The following is a 19,473-nucleotide window of genomic DNA, read 5'->3' as shown; positions in this document are numbered from 1 at the left end:
GGGCTCGGGAGCGCGACGGGAACGGGATGTGGAAATGATGCAGCACGAAGAAACGGCCGATTTACCTTACCTGCGCAAGGTCGTGGGCGCCTCCATGGCGGGCACCGTGGTCGAATGGTACGAGTTTTTCCTGTACGGAACCGCCGCCACGCTCATTTTCGGCAAGCTGTTCTTCCCGGCCACCGGCAATGATCTGGATGGCGTGATCGCGGCCTTCGCGACTTATGCGGTCGGCTTCATCGCGCGTCCGTTGGGCGGCATCGTATTCGGCCACATCGGCGATAGGGTAGGACGCAAATCGCTGCTTCAGTTCAGCCTTATGCTCATCGGCTGCTCGACGTTCCTGATGGGTTGCCTCCCGACTTTCGGCTCGATCGGCTATTGGGCCCCCGTGCTTCTTGTCGTCCTGCGTTTCGTGCAGGGGTTCGCGCTGGGCGGAGAATGGGGCGGCGCGGTACTGCTGGTGGCGGAACACAGTCCTAACCACAGCCGCGCCTTCTGGGGCAGTTTCCCTCAGGCTGGCGTTCCACTGGGCAATCTGCTGGCGACGATCGTGCTTCTGATCCTGTCGGCGACTTTGTCCGACGCGCAGTTCCTGTCGTGGGGCTGGCGCTTCGGGTTCTGGCTCTCCGCCGTGATCGTCGGGATCGGGTATTACATCCGAACCCAGGTAGCCGACTCACCCATTTTCGAGGCTGCCAAGGCCGAAGCCGAGGAGCGCGCGCATCAGGGTTATGGGCTGGTCGAAGTCTTCCGGCGCTATCCGCGCGGGGTCTTCACGGCGATGGGTCTGAGGGTAGGCGAGAATATCCTGTATTACATGGTCGTCACGTTCTCGATCACCTATCTGGCCCATATTGGTGTCGACACGACCAAGATCCTGACCCTGCTGTTCTGCGCGCACATCCTTCACGTCGTTCTGATCCCGCTGTTCGGCGCCATGGCAGACCGGATAGGACGCAAGCCGGTCTACATGCTGGGCGCGGCATTTACGATGGCATGGCCTTTCATCGCGTTTCCGATGTTCGGCAGCGCAAGCACCGCCATCGTGCTCGCGGGTATCTTCGGGGGCATGTTCGTCCACGCCTTGATGTATGCCCCGCAGCCCGCCATCATGGCCGAGATGTTCCCCACGCGGATGCGCTACTCCGGGGTTTCCCTGGGCTATCAGGTGACGGCGATCTTCGCCGGGTCGTGGGCTCCGCTGATCGGCACCACCCTGCTGCGCGAATACGACGACTGGCTGCCGATCGCATTCTATGTTGCGGCTGCCGGAGCCATCAGCCTGCTGTCCGCGCTCGTCATGACCGAGAGCAAGGGCACGTCGCTGCTTGCCATTGACCGGGAAGATGAGCGTCGCCTTGCCACGGGATCAAATTGATGACGGTGCCCGAAAGACGGGATTGCTTGAGCCCCTAACTCCTCGCATGAGGATTCTTCGGTCAAGTTAGGTCACTGCAGCACTCGTCGTTTTTGGATCTCAGATCCGAGCCCGCTGTTTGATACAGGAACATCCCCTGCGCCTGTAATACCTCACATCCGGGCACCGCTTTGGACGACTGCACCACTATCCCGCCTAAGGGTCGGGCCACGGATCGTCGGCAACCCATCACGATCCGGCGCATTTGCAGACCATGTCCCGCCCCGAGGCACTGAAGGAACCCGACTTGCCAGCAGCCTTTCCGCGCAGCTTGTCAATGCCGCTGCATCCTCTTCACGGCATCCTGCTCGCATTCCCGGTGGCGCTGTTTCCCTGCGCGTTGGCGGCGGATGTTACCTATCTCAACAGTTCCGAGATGCAGTGGTCGAACTTCGCCGCTTGGCTGATTGCAGGAGCGCTGGTCTTCACCGGTCTGTCGCTGGCATGGACGCTCGCGCGGGTGGCCATGCGCCGCGCGGGAAGCTGCTGGCTTGCGATCGTTCTGGCCGCTCTGTTCGTGGCAGGGCTCGTCAACGCATTCCAGCACAGCCATGACGGCTGGAGTTCGGTCGGCACCACCGGCCTTGCGCTGTCCGTGATCTCCATCGTGCTGGCGCTGGCTGCCGGCTGGATCGGCTACACCGTGCCGAGGGAGGTGCGCGCATGACCGTGCTGCGACATGCTGTGCTGGCGCTTGCCGCCCCGCTCGCCCTTACCGCCTGCGACAAGGCGCCCGAACTCGACCAGACCGGTGCTCGCCCGCAACTGCCGGCGCAGAAGGAAACGCTGCTCCCGCCGATGAAGATCGCGCGGCCCGCAGGTTGGAACGGCGCCATGCCAAGCGTCCCACAGGGTTTCACCATCATTCCGATCGCGACGGGCCTCAAAGTCCCGCGCCAGACGCTGGTCCTGCCCAACGGCGATGTGCTCGTTTCCGAGGGTCTCGGCGGCGGCGCGCCCAAGCTGCGCCCCAAGGACGTGATCGCCGGCTACATCAAGAGCCTCGGCAAGAGCGGCACCAAAGGAGGCAACCGCGTGACGCTTCTGCGCGACCGCGACGGTGACGGCAGATACGAATTGCAGACCGTGCTGATCGACGACCTTAATGCACCTTACGGCCTCGCGCTGGTCGATGGCGATCTCTACGTCGCCGATCAGGACGCCCTGCTGCGTTTCCGCTATCGCGACGGCGCGACGCGCATCGACGGCACCGGCGAGGTGGTTACGAAGCTGCCCGCAAATCCCAATCACCACTGGACCAAGTCGCTGACCGCCAGCGCCGACGGCACGCGCCTCTATGTCGGTATAGGCTCCAACAGCAATGTCGGCGAACGCGGCATGGCGCTTGAGGAAGAGCGCGCCGTCGTCTGGGAGATCGACCGTGAGAGCGGCGCGCACCGCACGTACGCCTCTGGCATCCGTAACCCGACCGCGCTCGCCATCAATCCGGCGACACAGGCGCTGTGGGCCGTCGTCAACGAGCGTGACGAACTCGGCGCAGATCTCGTGCCAGATTATATGACTTCGGTGAAACCGGGCGCGTTCTACGGCTGGCCTTACAGCTACTACGGCAATCACGTAGACCCGCGCGCCCACCCGCAGAAGCCCGAGATGGTGCGCAAGGCCATCGCCCCCGATTATGCGCTCGGCTCGCACGTCGCCGCACTCGGCCTGACGTTCCTCACCGGCGGCGGCTTCGGCGGCAATTATGCCGACGGCGCCTTCGTGGGCGAGCACGGCAGTTGGAACCGTCGCCAGTTGGCGGGATACAAGGTCGTTTGGATTCCTTTCACCAACGGCCGCCCCTCCGGCAAGCCGCGCGATTTCGTGACCGACTTCATCGGCCCGGACGGCAAGGCACGGGGACGTCCGGTCGGCGTGACCTACGATCCGGTCCGCCGCGCGCTGCTGGTCGCCGACGACCTGTCCAATACGGTATGGCGCATCACGCCCTCTGCGGCGCGCTGAAGAGCCAGAAACCCTTTGTAACGCGACCCAATCGAACCCCCGCACCTTCCATGCGTTGCCTTGCGCAACACAGGGGAAGAATGGCTTGCGTAAATCGACCGTCGTCTGCGCACTGCTGCTAGCGGGCTGCAACCGCCACCAGTCCGCCTTGGCGCCGTTCGGGCTGGAGGCGCGCTCGACGCTGACGATGACCATGGTGCTGGTGATCGGCGCGCTTGTTATCGCACTGGGCGTGGCGGCTGTGTACGTCCTCGCAGTGCGCGCACCGGAAGGGCGGCTGGACCACGCGGGCGGAATGCGCATGGTGCTCTGGCTCGGCGCGATCGTGCCGTCGGTGGTTCTAACGGCGCTGCTGGTCTGGGCTCTGCCCGCGATGCGCCCACTGCCCGAGACGGCGCAGAACCTGCGCATCCATGTCGAGGGCGAGCAGTTCTGGTGGCGCGTGCGCTACCAGCCGCAAGGCCAGCCGCCCCTGATCTCCGCGAACGAAGTGCGCATCCCGGTGGGCCGCACTGTCGTGTTCGAACTGACTGCGACCGACGTGATCCACAGTTTCTGGATCCCCGGCCTTGCGGGAAAGATGGACATGATTCCCGGACGCACCAACCGCCTCGTTGTGAAGGCCGATAAGACGGGCACCTATCGCGGCGTCTGCGCGGAGTTCTGCGGCCTCAGCCATGCGCTGATGGCGTTCGACGTCATCGCCATGGAGCCTGCCTCCTTCGACGCATGGCTGGCGGCCAGCCGCGAGCCACCGATCCGCACGCAAGGTCGCGGTGCGGCACTATTCGCGGCCAGCGGCTGCAATGCGTGCCATTCCCTGACCGGCGGCGAGAGCATCGGCCCCGACCTCACCCGCTTCGGCGAGCGGAGCAGGCTGGGCGCAGGCATCCTTGCTCCCACAGTGGAGAACACCGCCGCCTTCATCCGCGATCCCCACAGGTCAAAGCCCGGTGCCCGCATGCCCTCCTACTCGGCAATGCCCGAAGCGGACGCGCTCGCCATCGCCCGCTGGCTGAAGGAGGCGGGACGATGAGCCTGCACGATCAGGACGACCCCGCGCTGCGCGAGGCGCAGGAAGCGCGGCTCCGCAAGGTCTGGGAACCGCCCAAGGGACTGTTCCTGCGCTGGACGGACACCAACAACAACCGCGTAGGCGTGTGGTACGTCCTGACCGCCTTCGGTTTCATGCTGTTCGCGGGCGTGCTCGCGCTTATTATGCGCATGCAACTCGCAGTTCCGGACAACGACTTCGTCGATGCGGGAACCTTCAACCAGCTGTTCACGCTGCACGGCTCGGTGATGATGTTCCTCTTCGCGGTGCCGATGTTCGAGGCGGTCTCGATCATCCTGCTGCCTCAGCTGCTGGGCGCGCGCGACCTGCCGTTCCCGCGCCTTTCCGCCTTCGGATACTGGTCGTTCCTGATCGGCGGGGTCTTCGTTTCCGGCTCGATCTTCTTCGACGCCGCGCCTGATGGCGGGTGGTTCATGTACCCGCCGCTGACGACGCGCACCGATCTCTCCGGGCTTGGCGCCGACATCTGGATGCTGGGTCTGTCCTTCATCGAGGTGTCCTCGGTAGCCGCCGCCGTGGAACTGATCGTCGGCGTGCTCAAGTGCCGCCCGCCGGGGATGCGGCTCAACCTGATGCCGCTCTATGCCTGGTACATCCTCGTTGTCGCGGTGATGATCCTGTTCGCCTTCCCGCCGCTGATCGCGGGCGACGTGCTGTTCGAGATGGAGCGCCTGCTGGACTGGCCGTTCTTTGACGCATCGCGCGGCGGAGATCCGCTGCTGTGGCAGCACCTGTTCTGGATCTTCGGTCACCCGGAGGTCTACATCGTCTTCCTGCCCTCCATCGCCCTGTTCGCGATGCTGGTGCCCACTTTCGCGCGGCGGCACCTGCTGGGCTATCCTTGGATCGTGCTGGCGGCGGTGGGGACGGCGTTCCTTTCGTTCGGGCTGTGGGTCCACCACATGTTCGCGACCGGGCTGCCCAAGATCAGCCTGGCATTCTTCTCCGCCGCGTCGGAGGCGGTGGCGATCCCCACGGCAGTGCAGATATTCGTGTTCATCGTGACCCTGTGGGCAGGCCGCGTGGTGTGGTCGACGCCGCTGCTCTACGCGACCGGGAGCCTGGCGATCTTCGTCATTGGCGGGCTTACGGGCGTGATGGTGGCCGTCGCCCCGTTCGACTGGCAGGCGCACGATACCTACTTCGTCGTCGCGCACCTGCACTACGTGCTGATCGGCGGCACGCTGATGCCGCTGTTCGCGGGGCTCTATTACTACTGGCCGCTGATTACCGGAAAGAAGCTGTCCGACCGGCTGGGGCGCACGGCGTTCTGGCTGATCTTCTTGGGCGCGAACTTGTGCTTCTTCCCGATGCACCTGTCGGGGCTGGAAGGGATGCCGCGCCGGGTGTTCACCTATCCGGAGGAGCTTGGCCTTGGCGGGCTCAATCTTGCCTCCACCATCGGCTCGTTCGTGATCGCGGCGGGCGTCGCGGTGATCGTGCTGGACCTGTGCCGCTCGCCATGGCGGCGCAAGGCCCCGCGCAATCCGTGGGCTGCGGGCACGCTGGAGTGGCTCGCCCATCCCGACGACGAGGACTGGGGCATCCGCTCGATCCCGCTGATCGAGAGCCGCTATCCGATCTGGGATCAGGAGGACTTCGTGCGCAAGGTGGACGAAGGCCGCTACTTTCTGCCCGACGCCGAGGAAGGCCGGCGCGAGACGATCGTGACCTCGGTTCTGGACGCGCGCCCCGTTTCGGTGATCCGACTTGGCGGACCGAGCTGGCTGCCGATGCTGACGGCGGTGGCGCTGGGTGGGGTCTTCATCCTGACGACCTACCACTTCTACTGGGCGGCACTCGTCTCGGGCATGCTGACGCTGGCGCTGGTGCTGACATGGCTGTGGACCGGCACGGCGGAGATTCCGGAGAAGCCCCGCAAGCCGATCGGCCACGGCATTGAACTGCCGCTCTACATCTCGGGCGACGCGGCGCCGGGGTGGTGGGCGATGTTCATCACCATGATGGCCGATGCGACGGCGTTCTCCGGCCTCGTCTTCGGCTACTATTTTTTCTGGACCCGGCATGAAGATTTCCCGCCGATGGCGATGGCGGACGGACCGGGCGTCTGGTGGCCGATGGTGGCGCTGGTGGTAGGGCTGGCAAGCTGGCTGGCGACGGCAGGCGCGCGCGAGGTTCACGCGCGCGGCAAGATCGCGCTCGCCCGCGTGCTGGTACTGCTGGGCATCGCGGCCAGTCTTGCCGGAATCTACGCAGGTCTTGCCGGACCCTGGCTCTCAGGAATGGACCCGCAGATGCACAGCTATCCAGCCATCGTCTGGACGCTGGCGATCTGGACGACGGCGCACTGCGGCGTCGCCGCGATCATGCTGGCCTACGTCCTTGCGCGCAGCCTTGCCGGGAAGATGACGCCCGCGCACGACGCCGACATCCGCAACGTCACCGTCTATATGCACTTCCTCGCGCTGACGGTGGCGGTCACGTACCTCACTATCGGCCTGTTTCCGGAGCTCGCGTGATGAGTGAGCGGCGCAAGTGGCATGAGCGGCTCAAGGTCACGCTCTGGACTCTGATCGTGCCGCCTGCGGTATGGGCAGGCCATTTCCTCTTCGCCTACCTGTGGGCGGCGATATCCTGCGCCAAGGACGGCGCCTTCGCCAAATTCCCGGTGCTGTTCACCCTTGGCACCGTATTGGCGCTGGTGGTGATCGCGCTGTCTGGCTGGATCGCGTGGAAACAGCAGCGCATCGTCGGTGATCCGCCCCCGCATGACGAGGGCACCGAGGTCGACCGCCTGCGGTTCCTGGCCAAATCGACCCTGCTGCTGGCGGGCCTCAGCTTCGTGTCGGTGCTGTTCACAGCCCTGCCCGTCGTCTTCATCGGAGACTGCCGGTGAGGCGAGCCGCGCTGATTATCGGCCTGCTGCTGGTCCCGATCGGCTGGGCGCTGTCGCCGCTGCTGCTGGGCATGACTGGACACATGGCGGGACACATGATCGCCGTGGCCGTGGTCGCGCCGCTGCTGGCCTATGCCGCACGGGGCACCATTGCCGATCCGGCAAGGCGCTGGCCGCGGATCGTCACACCGATGGTCATGATGTTGCTGGAACTGCTGACCGTCTGGGGCTGGCATCTGCCCGCTTCGCGCGGCGCCGCCGATAGTCACGCCCTGATAGCCTTGATCGAGCAGGCGAGCTTTCTGGCGGCCGGTTTTTTGCTGTGGAGCGCCGCCATCCACTCCCCCGCCCGAGCGAGCGGGATCGGCGCCCTGCTGCTTACGTCCATGCATATGACCCTGCTGGGCGTCCTCATTGGCCTTGCGCCGCGTCCGCTCTATCACGGGATGCACCATGGCCACGGGCTTGATCCGCTCGGCGACCAGCAACTTGGCGGCGTGGTGATGCTGGTGGTCGGCGGCGCCAGTTACCTTATCGGCGGGCTGGCCCTGCTGGCTACCCTGCTGCGAGAGAACCGGAGCGCTTCGACATGATGGTGAAGATCACGATCGGGCGCGTCGTCCTCGCGCTGGGCGCCGCTCTTGCGCTCGGTCTGGGCGCGGCAGCGGCGGGGCTTGTACCCATCGCCGCCTCCACCGGGCACTGGAAGATCACCGACTGGTTCCTGCACTGGACGATGCAGAATTCCGCGCGCACCTACAGCGCCGTGCAAACGCCCAAGGTCATCCGTGACGATACGGGCCTCGTCAGCGCGGCAGGGCATTTCCGCCAGTCCTGCCAGGTATGCCACGGCGCGCCGGGGGAAGCGCCCTCCCCGGTCATGCAGGCCGCGACACCGCCAGCGCCGAACCTTGCCAGGACGGCGGGCCACTACACCGATCGCGAACTGTTCTGGATCATCCGCCACGGGGTGAAGTTCACCGGCATGCCGGCATGGGCGGGAACGAACCGCGACGATGAAATCCGCCGCATGGTCGGCTTCGTGCGCCGCCTGCCGACGATGACACCGCGGCAATACCGCGCGCTCACTCGGCCGATCGCAGGCGCTCCCTTGCCCCAGTGCGCGGGCTGCCACGGCGCCGACGGCAAAGGACGCGCCCAGCCCGACATCCCGATCATCGCCGGACAGGATGCCGCCTACATGCTGCGCGCGCTGCAGGCCTACAAATCCGGCAAGCGGTCCAGCGCGGTCATGCAGACAGCCGCGGCCGGGCTCGACGAGGCGCAAATGAAAGCTGCGGTCACCTATTACGCGCGCCTGCCCGGCCTGTCTCACGGCCCCGTTGCAGACCGGCACGCCATAGCCACAAAAGGCCTTCCAGAAACGCAACTGCCAGCCTGCGCGCAGTGCCACGCCCCCGGCAAGGCAGCCCCTGTCATCACCGGCCAGCGCGCCAGTTACCTGGCCGGACGCCTGCGCCAGTGGCGAGGCGATCACACGGTCATCGACGCCCACAAACCGCAGGACCCGATGGCCGTGATCGCCCGGCGCATACCCGAGGAGGCACTCGATGATCTGGCCGAAAGCCTCGCTGCCCCCACCGGCCAGACTGCGACGGGAACAACCATGCCCTAATCCGGCTTGTGTCTCCGATGAAGGAGCCTGCTGATGCCCGCACGCGCATACTGGAAAGGCCAGATTCGTCTGGCGCTCGTCTCGATCCCGATCGAGGTCTATCCGGCGACGCGGTCGGGCGCAGCGATCTCCTTTCACCAGATCCATGAACCGAGCGGCAAGCGCATCCGCTACGAGAAGGTCGCGCCCGGCGTCGGCCCGGTGGACCGCGATGAGATCATCAAGGGCTTCGAGGTCTCCAAGGGCAGCTACGTGCTGCTCGACGAGGAGGAGATCGAGGCGGTCAAGATCGAGAGCCGCAAGACGTTGGAGCTTGTCCAGTTCGTCGATGCCGACGAGATCGACGTGCTCTATTACGAGAAGCCTTATTTCGTAGTCCCAGCCGACGATCTGGCGGAGGAAGCCTACACGGTGCTGCGCGAGGCGCTGCGCAAGACGCGCAAAGTCGGCCTTGGGCAACTGGCGGTGCGCGGGCGCGAGCAACTGGTCTCGATCAAGCCTTGCGGGCGGGGCCTCGTGATGGAAGTGCTGCGCTACGCCGACGAGGTCCACAAGGCGCAGGGCTACTTCCGCGATATCGAGGATGCGAAGCCCGACACCGACCTGCTCGACCTTGCCACGACGCTGATCGACAAGAAGACCGCGCCGTTCAAACCCGCCGAGTTCCATGACCGCTATGTCGATGCGCTCCACCGCCTGATCGACAAGAAAGCCAAGTCGAAGAGCAACAAGCGCATTCTGGAGGACGTCGAGGAACCGACCAGCGGCAAGGGCAACGTTATCGATCTGATGGCGGCGCTCAAGAAGTCTGTCGGGGACGGCAAGGCCGGCGGCAAATCCACCTCTTCAACGCGCAAGCCTGCGGCGAAGAAGGCGTCTTCCTCGGGTGGCAGCCGTGCCCGCAAGCGGGCGTAGCGGCAAGGCCGGCGATCCGGGCGCCGACCTCCTCGCCGAATACAACCGCAAGCGCGACTTCGCGAAGACCACCGAACCTGCGGGCAAAAGCGGCAGGACCGGCGGCAACGGCTTCATCGTCCAGAAGCACGCGGCGCGGCGATTGCACTGGGATTTCCGACTCGAAGTCGATGGCGTGCTCAAGTCCTGGGCGGTGACCCGGGGGCCCAGCCCCGATCCCGACGACAAGCGCCTTGCCGTGCGCACCGAAGACCACCCGCTGTCCTACGGAGAATTCGAAGGCGGCATCCCCAAGGGCGAATACGGTGGCGGTACGGTGATGCTCTGGGATCGGGGCACCTGGGCGCCGATCGCGGGCAAGAGCGCGAAGGACATCGCGGATGGCCACCTTCACTTCACTCTCGACGGCGAGCGGATGAAGGGCGAATGGCTGCTCGTGCGCATGAAGCCCAGACCCGGCGAGAAGCGCGAGAACTGGTTGCTGCGCAAGGTGAAGGATGCCCATGCGCAGACGGGTGATGCACTCGTCGAACAGGGCCTCACCAGTGTGCTCACCGGCCGCACCATGGCCGAGATCGAAGCCGACAAAGGCGGAACCCACTCGCTGAAAGGCAAGAAGGGCGATGCTTTCGCGCAGGTCATGGAGAAGGCCGCCTCTCGCAACGCGCGGCAGAAGCGGACCTCCCGCGAAGCCCCGGTCAAGCCGCCGAAGTTCCGTCCCGTCCAGCTCGCCACGCTGGTCGATACCGTGCCCACCGGCAACCTGTGGATGCACGAGATCAAGTTTGACGGCTACCGCGCGCTCATCGCGGCGGCGGGAGACAGGGTCGTCGTCCACACCCGCAGCGGCCTCGACTGGACCGACAAGTTCAGCCCCCTCGCCACGCATATCGCCGCGCTGGACCTGCCGCCCTGCCTGATCGACGGAGAGATCATCGCCCGGGGGCCGGACGGCAATCCCGATTTCTCCAACCTCCAGGCCGTGCTCAAGCGCGGCAAGGGTAGCCAGAGCGAAGACCAGCCCCTGGAATTCCATGCCTTCGATCTCCTCGAACTCGAAGGCGATGACCTGGCCACGATGACCAATATCGAGCGCAAGGAGCGGCTCGAGGCCCTGCTCTCGGAAGCCCGCCCGCCCGTCTTCGTCGCCGACCATGTAATCGGTGCGGGCGAAAAGCTTTACGATGCGATGTGCGCGGCCGGCCAGGAAGGCATCATCGCCAAGCGCGTCGATGCCGCTTACCTGGGGCGCCGCACGAGGAACTGGGTCAAAGTGAAGTGTACCCGTCGGCAGGAATTCGTGATCGTTGGCTGGTCGAAGTCTAGCGCAAAGGGCCGTCCGTTCGCCTCGTTGCTGTTGGGGCAGTACGAGGGGAAGACGCTCATCTATTGCGGGAAGGTCGGCACCGGCTTCGATGCCGAAAGCCTCGTCGATATGGCTGCCCGGCTGGAGCAGTTGGCGCGGAAGACCGCACCTGTCGAAGTCGAGCGCGCGGAGGCTCGCGGCGCAAGCTGGGTCACGCCGAAGCTGGTGGCGGAGGTCGCCTTCGCCGAGTTCACCGGTGACGGCCGCATCCGCCACGGCAGCTTTCTTGGCCTGAGGACCGAAAAGAGGGCGAAGTCAGTGACACCCGAGCAACCGCAGGCCGCGCCCAAGGCGGAAATTGCCGTGAAGATCAGCAATCACGACCGCGTAATCTTCCCCGAAAGCGGCGAAACCAAGGGAGATCTGGCCGACTACTATTCCGCCATCGCCCCGCTCATGTTGCCCTTCGCCGCTGACCGCCCGATCAGCCTGGTGCGATGTCCGCAGGGCCGTGCGAAGAAATGCTTCTTCCAGAAGCATGACAGCGGCACCTTCGGCGATCACGTCCATCATGTCCCCATCCGTGAGAAGGACGGCGGCATGGAGGACTACCTCTATCTCGACAATGCCGAGGGCCTGCTCGCCTGTGTGCAGATGGGGACGATCGAGTTCCACGGCTGGGCGGCACGAGCCGATGAGGTAGACCTTCCTGATCGAATGATCTTCGATCTCGATCCCGACGAAGGGCTGGACTTCAAGGAGTGCGTGCGCGCCGCCAGGGACATTCGCGCGCGGCTGGCGGACCTCGGACTGGTGACGTTCGCCATGCTGTCCGGCGGTAAGGGCGTACATGTCGTCGTACCGCTGAGACGGGGCCATGACTGGGATACCCACAAGGACTTCGCCCGCCGCTTCGCCGAGGCCATGAGCCTCTCCGAGCCCGACCGCTACGTCGCGACAATGAGCAAGGCGAAGCGCAAAGGCCGCATCTTCATCGACTGGCTGCGCAACCAGCGCGGGGCGACCGCAGTGCTGCCCTACTCGGCTCGGTCACGGGAAGGCGCACCGGTCGCGGTGCCGGTGGAGTGGGATGAACTGGACGGCATGAAAAGTGCGCATCCATTTTCGATCGGCGATGCGGACTCACTCATAGACCGCGCCGCGCAACTTCGCGGCTGGGGATTTGCCAATCAGAGCATGACAAATTTATGATAATTGCCGCTGGATTGACCGACATGGACGCGCGGTAACCACAGTGTAGGTCCTGGCCCCTCGCTTCTCGGAACGACAAGGAGCCAGGCGATCTCAGATTTCGGTGGCCTCTATCAACATCAAGGCGTTCTCAACGTCTACCCCAAGGTATCTGACCGTGCTTTCGATCTTCGTGTGTCCAAGAATTTGGACTACACGGAGATTCCCGGTCGCCTGGTAAGTGATCGACACCGTCGTTAGCCGCAGCAAGTGATTCCCGTAATCTTCGTTGGGGAAGCCAATCCCCAAGACCCATTCATCGGCAAGGCGAGCATATTGCTTGATGCTGATGTGCGCTGCATGATCGGTGCGGCTAGGAAATGCAAAGTCCTCCAAGGATGTGGCCCTGACGGCCATGGGAGAACTTCTGAATGCCCAAAACCGGCCGATAGGCGACTTTCCGGTTGCAGGAACCAACCGGAGATAGCTGCGGTCCTTGACGAACAGCATGAGAGATAAGCGACCAGCTATGGGTACCTGCCCTTCCGGCTGTATGGCCTTAGTCAGACTGGCGCAGCCGTTCGGCTTGGTTCGGACGACGCCTTTCGCAGTATAGACTGATATCGCAGATCAAAATTCGCCGATCGTGAGTTCAACTGCGTAACCAAGCCAAGGCGCAAAGTGCCACGATACCAAAACGACCTCAGGTCATGTTCGTGCCCGCTTGGTCTCGAGGCCGTGATGCACGTTGCGGACCTGCAGCAGGTCGTGTCTGGTAAGGATGCCGACGACCCGCTGCGTCTCAGGGGCGACGATCGGAATGCGACCGATGCCCGTCGCGACCATGAGATCCGCGATCCGGCTGAGCGGGTCATGCGGGCTGCCGCAGGGCTGCGACGCGTCGGACAGTGCGTCGGCGAGCGTAGCATCCGCCGGATAGCTGCGATGGCGCGCCTCGGTTCTAGAGCGCATCGGCGAGGGTCATGCTGCCGGGCAACACCTCAGGCTCAGGTGTCATGAACTGCGCGGCCTGGAGAAAGTCGAATTGGTCGACGGTGTATTCCTGCAGGATATGCCGGCCGCACCAGGCAATTTCGCCACCGCCAAATACTCTCTCAAATTCGTCCACCCGGCCTAAGATGCACCGTAGTTAGAAGTGACACGGTATGATGCTGTTTACGACCAGATCATGCTTTCTTGGTACTTAAGCGTATCCCCCAGTAAGCGAGGCTGGCGCCGCGGCTGAGGAGTGCAGGGTCTAAAAGGCCTGGGGTAGAAGCGCTTTATCTGGAACGCGCCCACCAAACGGCTTAAGAATATCGCAAGGATCTGCCCTTTTCCCGCCTTCAATGCTCGCAACCTGTGCTCTCGTATAAGTCGTTGCCTATACAAAAGCACAGGCGGCGCGTGTCACATGCGCATGCCGATCGTCGCGAACAGGGTGCGGGCCTGGCCCGGCACCACACGCAGCGCGTTACCCGACGACTGGTCGTAATTGCGGTTGGTGAGGTTACGCAGCGTCAGGCGAGCATAGGCGCTGTGGCCCGAACGCAGCTTCGTCGCGTAGCCCGCGTTTAGGTCGAAGGTCGTGTAGGCCGCCAGGTGGAACGGCACTGTCGTCGATCCGGTGGGTGACTGAGAAAGTCCACCATACCGTCTGCTGACATGGAATGCGCCCGCGCCGAGAGAAACGCCCTCCAGCACCCCGCCGGGGCGATATGAGAATGAGAAGCTGCCGGTATGGCGCGCGACGTTCACCACGTCGTCGGACAGCGTGCTCTGCGGGTCACGCGCATCGGTATAGGCGTAGGAGGCGATCGCGCTAAGGTGCCGGGTGATTTCCCCAGCGAGATCGAATTCGATACCCCGTGAAGTGACCTTGTCACGTGCCTCGGTGATCGAATTGCCGTCACCGATGTCGACGGTCTCCAGCACGTTGTTCTTGCGGATGTCGTATGCGGCGAGAGTGGCGGTCACTCCGTCGAACACTTCGCCCTTGACACCGATCTCGTAGCTGCGGCTTTTTTCCGCCGGGAAGGGACCGGACGCCGGCTGATCGCCCTGGGCGGGGACCGAGGGGTTCGGTGCGAACGCGCGAGCATAGCTGGCGTAGATCGAGACATTCTGCCTGGGCTGGAACACCACACCCACGCGCGGCAGGAAAGTGTCGCTCTTCGACTGGTTGGATGGCCTCGCCAGTGTCCCTTCGCGCTGGAAGTCCTTGAACGTTTCGTAGCGGCCGCCGAACACGAACGTCCAGGCATCGTCGACCATGACCAGATCCTGGAAGTAGAGGCCGGTGGTCTTGTAGCTGTCGATCGTAGCCGAATTGGGCGTCACAGTCAGGTTCGCATAGTTCTGATCAAGCAGGCCATAGGCGGGATCGAAGATGTTGAACCCACCCCGGCGCGGAGAGTCGACCATGTAACCGCGCAGGCTGCGGAAGCTCTCGTAATCGGCGCCAAACAGCAGCTTATGCCGCATGCCCAGGAAACCGACGTCGCCGTGTAGGTTGAGCGATACATAATCGCGATCGTCGCTGAGGTCGCGGTTGCCATCGAGGCTGCGGATCAACTCACCGGTCAACTGGCCGTCTGGCCCAACGACCAGGCTGCGTGGGCGGACCTGAAGGTCGGAGCCCGACGTGCGCTGCATCGCGTACTTGGTTTCCATGCGCCAGCCAGGCGCAAACCTGTAGGCAAGCAGAACGTTACCCGCATGCAGCTTCTGTTTGAGCGTGGTGAAGGACTCTCCGAAATAGCGGGTCGAAGGAACGTTCACCCGCTTGCCGTTGTAATAGACGCGGCCCCGATCGAAGGGCTGGGTGCTGTCGGTATATTCGTAAGCAGTCAGTATACTGAAGCCGCCGCCACTCCACGACAGGCTGGGCGCGACATATGTGCGCTCCACGTCGTGGGCCTGCGGGCGCCAATAGTCGCTGTCCTCGTACTCGCCGATCAGGCGGAAGGCAAATCCGCCGCCCAGCGGTCCAGTGACGTCGGCCACCTGACGGCTTTGGCCGCGGGTGCTGAAATTGGTGTTGAGGCTGTAATGGAGCGTATCCAGCGGCTTCTTGGTGATCACGTTTACCAGGCCGCCCGGCTCGAACCGCCCGTAGAGCAGTGATGCGGGTCCTTTCAGGACTTCGACGCGCTCCGTCGAGGCGTTGAGGGCGCGAACCTGTACGCTGGTGTAGCCATCGCGAAGGATGGTGCCCTGGCCGCTTTCGAAGCCGCGGATCATGAAGTTGTCACCGGTGTTGCCGAAGGTGTTCGCCTCGGTGATGCCGCTGACATTACGCAGTACGTCGGTAAGGGTTTGCGCGGACTGCTCGAGGATAACTTCGTTCGAGACGGCAGCGACCGCCTGAGGCGCCTTCAGGAGAGGCACATCGATTTTCATGCCCGTCGAAGTGGAGGAGATACCGTAGCGATCTTCGGTGACGCCATTGACGATTATTGTGTCGTTCTCGTCACCTTCCGCCGCCACGGCCGGGATCGAGAGAAACGGAATGGAAGTCAGCAGAACGGCTGCTCTGGAAACCCGAAAAGTAGGAATTGTCGCCCCCTTGTTGCAAATGTCGCAGCGCAGCATCAATGATGCATTTGCGAGTCAATTGCAATTATTATTATCTGCATGATATTGATGTTATTTATGGAATTCCGTCCTATTAGAAAAAATTCCGCTACCGCAGCACAGCATCCGGCCTGAGCTTGATCGCCGATCAGGTTGAGCGGGACATCGCGATGATTGAACGCGGATGAGGCAATGCACCAGCGAGCCAGATTAAATTCCTGAAATACAAATCTGTCGCGATGTGGCGGTACTTGAAAATATGGACAAGGCTCTCGCCTCCGCGGTAAGCATCACGCAAACGGGGGTGTACCATTTCAATTCGTCGACTGCTGGTCGCAGTGATGCTGGCGGGCATCGCGACCAGCGTAGGCGCGCAGGACCAAGAGGGCCTGGCTGCGCCGGTTTCCGCGCCTGACCATCTCTCGGCCGCGCAGGTCTTTGCGCTTGCCGATAATGCGCGTGAGCGCAGTGATTTCTTCACCGCGGAGACCGCTTATCGCGCGCTGACCCAAGACCCGGACCTTGAGATTCGCACAGAGGCACGCTTTCGCCTGGGCCTGATGCTGGCCGACGATCTCAAGCGCTATGGCGATGCCGCACTCGAATTTCGTCGCATCCTCGATGACAAACCCGGCGCTGCGCGTGTGCGGCTGGAGTTGGCACGCATGCAGACGATGCTTGGTAACATGGGCGCCGCGCGCAAGGAGTTGCGCGCGGCGCAGGCGGCTGGCCTGCCTTCGGCCGTGGAACAGCTCGTGCGCTTCTATTCCCGCGCGCTCAATGCGCGAAAGCCTCTGGGCGGCTCGATTGAAGTAGCCGTTGCTCCCGACAGCAACATCAACCGGGCCACGCGATCGGATACCCTGGGCACCGTGATTGGCGATTTCACGCTCGACGACGACGCGCGCGCAAAGTCGGGCGTTGGTCTCGACCTGCAGGGACAGGGCTATTTCCGGCTGGGTATCGAACCCGGCACCGATCTGCTCGTACGTGCTTCGAGCGACACGACGCTTTACCGAGAGCCGGGCTTCAACGATATATCCGTAGCGATCCAGGCCGGACCGCAGTACACTTGGGGCGGTAACCAGCTGACCTTTTCAGCCGGTCCGTCGCGTCGCTGGTACGGGGGACACCTGTTCAGCACGACGATCGGGGGCGGCGTCAGCTGGCAGCGGTCGCTGGGAAAACGAGCGCAGGTCCGCATTGATGGGAACCTGGCCCATGTCCGCAACCGTCGCAATGCATTGCAAACCGCGGACGACTTCACGCTTTCAGCAAATATCGACCGGGCCTTCAGCGCGCGCTTTGGCGGCGGCGTGCAGGTCTTCGGCTTCCGGGAAGCCGCGCGCGACCCGGGTTACTCGCTGGCGATGGGAGGTTCCTCCGCCTACCTGTTTCGTGAACTGGGCCGCACGACGCTGGTGGGGACTGTCGCCTACAGCCACCTTGAAGCCGACGCGCGACTGTTTTTATATCCAAGCCGGCGAGTCGAAGATCGTTACAGCGCTTCGATAGCTGCGACGTTGCGGGCGCTGCATCTGGGTAGCTTCGCGCCGCTGGTCCGCTTCAAATGGGAGCGTAACCACTCTTCGATCGAGATTTACGACTACCGCCGCGTCGTCGCCGAATTTGGCGTCACGTCGGCATTCTAGGGGGAATAGGTTCGTGACTTGGACAGATACCGCACGTCTTCTTGCAACGGCCTCACTGGCGGCGCTCAGCCTAACTCTCTCGGCATGCGGCGGCGGCGATGTAAACAGCACACCGGCTCCTACGCCGACGCCCAGCCCCGCTCCCACTCCGGCGTCTCCCCCGCATGCGCTTGGTGCCGGGGCGGGCACCACTGACTTTTCGACCTCGTCCACGCATACGGCGCAGCGCCTCACGGATCAGGGCGATGTGGTCATGACCTCGTCGGCGCAGAGCGCGCCGCTGACTTTTCGCTACGATGCCGCGGCTAAAGCCTACTCGGTGTCCGGCAGCGGCGTTTCGTCGACGTTCGGCACGGCGCAATCTCTCGGTGACAGTGAGGCTGGCGATGCGCTTTTCACACGCCAGCTGGACGGCGGCCGCGAATCCCTCACATTATTCAATCCGAAGCGTATCGGCGTCGGCACACAGAGTGTTTCCCTCGGACTGTGGCAGCGCCGTACCAGCGCAAGTGATCTCCAGTTCGACGTCTTCGTCTACGGCTTTCCGACCAGGATAGCCCAGCTTCCCGTCAGCGGAAGCGCGACTTACGACATCGACTTGTTCGGCGTTGCTTCTCCGGCCGGGTACTTCCCGCGAAGCGTCATCGGTGACGGCACTTTTTCGCTCGATTTTGCCCATGGGCTTTTCGCCATGTCAGGCCAGGCAGGCGAGTATAATAACGACGTCGATTATTCGAGCTGCTGCTCCACATGGCAGGGTGCAGGATATCTTGGTGCAAACGGCGGGCTCACCGGCTATTTCAACTTCGGCGGGCGTGAAGGAAACACCTACCGCTCTTCCATTTCCGGTGCGCTCTATGGCCCGGGAGCTGCGGAAATCGGCGGGACCATCCTTGGCAACGATGGCACGGACGCCACGTTCACGGGCGCCTTCGCCGGCACCCGCTTGCGCGATGGCATCGACGCCAGCCTGACCGTACTTGACCAGGGTGCGCGAAAATACTCTTCGCTTCAGGGCACGTCGGTGGCATCGCAGCGAACCGGGGCAACGTCTTCGGACAGCGCAGCCTATTACCTGCCCGCGACCTTCGGCAGCGTGGAGTTCGACGCCTCTGGCGGCGTGACGCCGATGTTCCTCATCAACGACCCCCGCTTCCAGAACGTGACCTTCCTTCCGACTGACCGGATCGCCGCGCAAAGCGATAACCGCTTCGACGTGTATGAGGTTCGAAACGGCGACAACACCTATCGGCTCGAGATGTTCAAGCCCGGGACCGGCAACCCCGAGATCGCGCTGACCTACAGCAGCTTCGGGCACTGGCGCGAAGACCGCCCCATCGGCGACGCCGTCCGGCACAGCCTGTCCACCTGGTTCTCCTATGGCGCCCGCACCATCAGTGGCACATTGCCATCCACGGGGACCGCGCATTTCAGCGCCACCGTGCTGGGGTCTGGCGAACGCCTTGCCGACATGGGGCAGCTCACCTTGAAGGGTACTACCGCGATCACGATCGACTTCGCGGCCGCCAGGGTCGATGGCACTTTCAACGCAGCGGCCTGGACGGCGGCAAACGAGGCCATCAACCTTCCCTCCATGACGTTCAGCGCGACAGGCAACGCCTACGCTTTCGACACCTTGCTGTTCGATGCGCCCGGGCACAGTGACGGGTCCATTCGCGGCAGCCTCTATGGCCCCGGAGGAGAAGAAATCGGCGGCGCGTTCGAGTTCTTCACCCGGGTATCACCGGGCGGACCAGCGGACGCGGTTTACTCCGGCGCATTCTTCGGAAAACGGAAGTAGCGGGGAGCACTCTGTAGCCCTGCAGCCCGTTGAATCTGCATTCACCGACACACAGCATCAGTGATGACCTTCGCGC

Annotated in this window: 16 protein-coding genes and 1 pseudogene; 13 read left to right on the top strand and 4 right to left on the bottom strand. The window is 63.6% G+C overall.

The features are described from left to right. Window positions 1–34 precede the first annotated feature (34 nt). The 10 genes from QRN25_RS02930 (at window position 35) to ligD (ending at window position 12,389) form a co-directional block, all read left to right on the top strand. Window positions 35–1,381 carry an MFS transporter gene (locus tag QRN25_RS02930; RefSeq protein ID WP_285017367.1) on the top strand — a complete coding sequence of 449 codons (1,347 nt, stop codon included), beginning with the start codon at window positions 35–37 and terminating at the stop codon, window positions 1,379–1,381. Between the two features lie 316 nt (window positions 1,382–1,697). Then, window positions 1,698–2,087, top strand: coding sequence for a DUF2231 domain-containing protein (locus QRN25_RS02925; RefSeq protein WP_285017366.1), 390 nt, complete (start codon window positions 1,698–1,700; stop codon window positions 2,085–2,087). Next, window positions 2,084–3,388 carry a PQQ-dependent sugar dehydrogenase gene (locus QRN25_RS02920; RefSeq protein ID WP_285017365.1) on the top strand — a complete coding sequence of 435 codons (1,305 nt, stop codon included), beginning with the start codon at window positions 2,084–2,086 and terminating at the stop codon, window positions 3,386–3,388. Before QRN25_RS02925 ends, QRN25_RS02920 begins: the two co-directional genes overlap by 4 nt. Window positions 3,389–3,473: 85 nt before the next feature. After that, window positions 3,474–4,424, top strand: coding sequence for a cytochrome c oxidase subunit II (gene coxB / locus QRN25_RS02915; RefSeq protein ID WP_285017364.1), 951 nt, complete (start codon window positions 3,474–3,476; stop codon window positions 4,422–4,424). After that, on the top strand, window positions 4,421–6,943 hold the full coding sequence (gene ctaD / locus QRN25_RS02910) for a cytochrome c oxidase subunit I (protein ID WP_285017363.1): 2,523 nt from the start codon (window positions 4,421–4,423) through the stop codon (window positions 6,941–6,943). The genes coxB and ctaD overlap by 4 nt, the downstream gene beginning before the upstream one ends. After that, window positions 6,943–7,320: a hypothetical protein gene (locus tag QRN25_RS02905; RefSeq protein WP_211151446.1), complete on the top strand. Its 378-nt coding sequence runs from the start codon at window positions 6,943–6,945 to the stop codon at window positions 7,318–7,320. Before ctaD ends, QRN25_RS02905 begins: the two co-directional genes overlap by 1 nt. Further along, a complete protein-coding gene (locus QRN25_RS02900) occupies window positions 7,317–7,913 on the top strand; it encodes a cytochrome c oxidase assembly protein (protein ID WP_285017362.1) in 597 nt (198 codons plus the stop codon). The genes QRN25_RS02905 and QRN25_RS02900 overlap by 4 nt, the downstream gene beginning before the upstream one ends. Beyond that, entirely contained in the window at window positions 7,910–8,956 is a 1,047-nt protein-coding gene (locus tag QRN25_RS02895) for a c-type cytochrome (protein WP_285017361.1), read from the top strand. Before QRN25_RS02900 ends, QRN25_RS02895 begins: the two co-directional genes overlap by 4 nt. 33 nt (window positions 8,957–8,989) lie before the next feature. Next, complete coding sequence (gene ku, locus QRN25_RS02890; protein WP_285017360.1) at window positions 8,990–9,871, top strand: non-homologous end joining protein Ku; 882 nt, start codon at window positions 8,990–8,992, stop codon at window positions 9,869–9,871. Beyond that, complete coding sequence (gene ligD, locus QRN25_RS02885) at window positions 9,843–12,389, top strand: DNA ligase D (protein ID WP_285017359.1); 2,547 nt, start codon at window positions 9,843–9,845, stop codon at window positions 12,387–12,389. The genes ku and ligD overlap by 29 nt, the downstream gene beginning before the upstream one ends. 93 nt (window positions 12,390–12,482) lie before the next feature. Here the strand turns inward: ligD and QRN25_RS02880 are convergent. The 4 genes and pseudogenes from QRN25_RS02880 to QRN25_RS02865 form a co-directional block, all read right to left on the bottom strand. After that, window positions 12,483–12,758 (bottom strand): annotated as a pseudogene (locus QRN25_RS02880) (site-specific integrase); the annotation flags it as partial. Window positions 12,759–13,076: 318 nt separating this feature from the next. Then, window positions 13,077–13,340: a CBS domain-containing protein gene (locus QRN25_RS02875; protein ID WP_285017358.1), complete on the bottom strand. Its 264-nt coding sequence runs from the start codon at window positions 13,338–13,340 to the stop codon at window positions 13,077–13,079. Next, the gene (locus tag QRN25_RS02870) at window positions 13,330–13,497 is read right to left on the bottom strand and encodes a hypothetical protein (RefSeq protein WP_285017357.1); all 168 of its coding nucleotides are present in this window, start codon (window positions 13,495–13,497) and stop codon (window positions 13,330–13,332) included. The genes QRN25_RS02875 and QRN25_RS02870 overlap by 11 nt, the downstream gene beginning before the upstream one ends. A 281-nt stretch (window positions 13,498–13,778) precedes the next feature. Continuing rightward, on the bottom strand, window positions 13,779–15,857 hold the full coding sequence (locus QRN25_RS02865) for a TonB-dependent siderophore receptor (RefSeq protein WP_285017356.1): 2,079 nt from the start codon (window positions 15,855–15,857) through the stop codon (window positions 13,779–13,781). Window positions 15,858–15,879: 22 nt separating this feature from the next. On the opposite strand from QRN25_RS02865, the gene QRN25_RS02860 reads away from it, so the two are divergent. From QRN25_RS02860 to QRN25_RS02850, 3 genes are all read left to right on the top strand, one after another. Then, a complete protein-coding gene (locus QRN25_RS02860; protein WP_285017355.1) occupies window positions 15,880–16,008 on the top strand; it encodes a hypothetical protein in 129 nt (42 codons plus the stop codon). A gap of 277 nt (window positions 16,009–16,285) precedes the next feature. Next, on the top strand, window positions 16,286–17,596 hold the full coding sequence (locus tag QRN25_RS02855) for a surface lipoprotein assembly modifier (protein WP_285017354.1): 1,311 nt from the start codon (window positions 16,286–16,288) through the stop codon (window positions 17,594–17,596). A gap of 253 nt (window positions 17,597–17,849) precedes the next feature. Then, a complete protein-coding gene (locus QRN25_RS02850; RefSeq protein ID WP_285017353.1) occupies window positions 17,850–19,397 on the top strand; it encodes a transferrin-binding protein-like solute binding protein in 1,548 nt (515 codons plus the stop codon). The last annotated feature ends 76 nt before the right edge of the window (window positions 19,398–19,473 follow it).

The organism is Novosphingobium sp. fls2-241-R2A-195, from assembly GCF_030209485.1.
GTDB classification, from domain to species: Bacteria; Pseudomonadota; Alphaproteobacteria; order Sphingomonadales; family Sphingomonadaceae; genus Novosphingobium; species Novosphingobium resinovorum.
The sequence above is the reverse complement of the archived record's forward strand: the minus strand, read 5'-3'. Positions and strand labels throughout refer to the sequence as shown.

Excerpts from the sequence above, each read along its gene's own strand:
- QRN25_RS02925 (WP_285017366.1), top strand. The coding sequence starts at position 1,698 with ATGCCGCTGCATCCTCTTCACGGCATCCTGCTCGCATTCCCGGTGGCG.
- QRN25_RS02850 (WP_285017353.1), top strand. The coding sequence starts at position 17,850 with ATGACCTCGTCGGCGCAGAGCGCGCCGCTGACTTTTCGCTACGATGCC.
- QRN25_RS02855 (WP_285017354.1), top strand. The coding sequence starts at position 16,286 with ATGCTGGCGGGCATCGCGACCAGCGTAGGCGCGCAGGACCAAGAGGGC.
- ku (WP_285017360.1), top strand. The coding sequence starts at position 8,990 with ATGCCCGCACGCGCATACTGGAAAGGCCAGATTCGTCTGGCGCTCGTC.
- QRN25_RS02920 (WP_285017365.1), top strand. The coding sequence starts at position 2,084 with ATGACCGTGCTGCGACATGCTGTGCTGGCGCTTGCCGCCCCGCTCGCC.
- QRN25_RS02895 (WP_285017361.1), top strand. The coding sequence starts at position 7,910 with ATGATGGTGAAGATCACGATCGGGCGCGTCGTCCTCGCGCTGGGCGCC.
- QRN25_RS02860 (WP_285017355.1), top strand. The coding sequence starts at position 15,880 with ATGGAAGTCAGCAGAACGGCTGCTCTGGAAACCCGAAAAGTAGGAATT.
- QRN25_RS02875 (WP_285017358.1), bottom strand. The coding sequence starts at position 13,340 with ATGCGCTCTAGAACCGAGGCGCGCCATCGCAGCTATCCGGCGGATGCT.
- QRN25_RS02930 (WP_285017367.1), top strand. The coding sequence starts at position 35 with ATGATGCAGCACGAAGAAACGGCCGATTTACCTTACCTGCGCAAGGTC.
- ctaD (WP_285017363.1), top strand. The coding sequence starts at position 4,421 with ATGAGCCTGCACGATCAGGACGACCCCGCGCTGCGCGAGGCGCAGGAA.
- QRN25_RS02905 (WP_211151446.1), top strand. The coding sequence starts at position 6,943 with ATGAGTGAGCGGCGCAAGTGGCATGAGCGGCTCAAGGTCACGCTCTGG.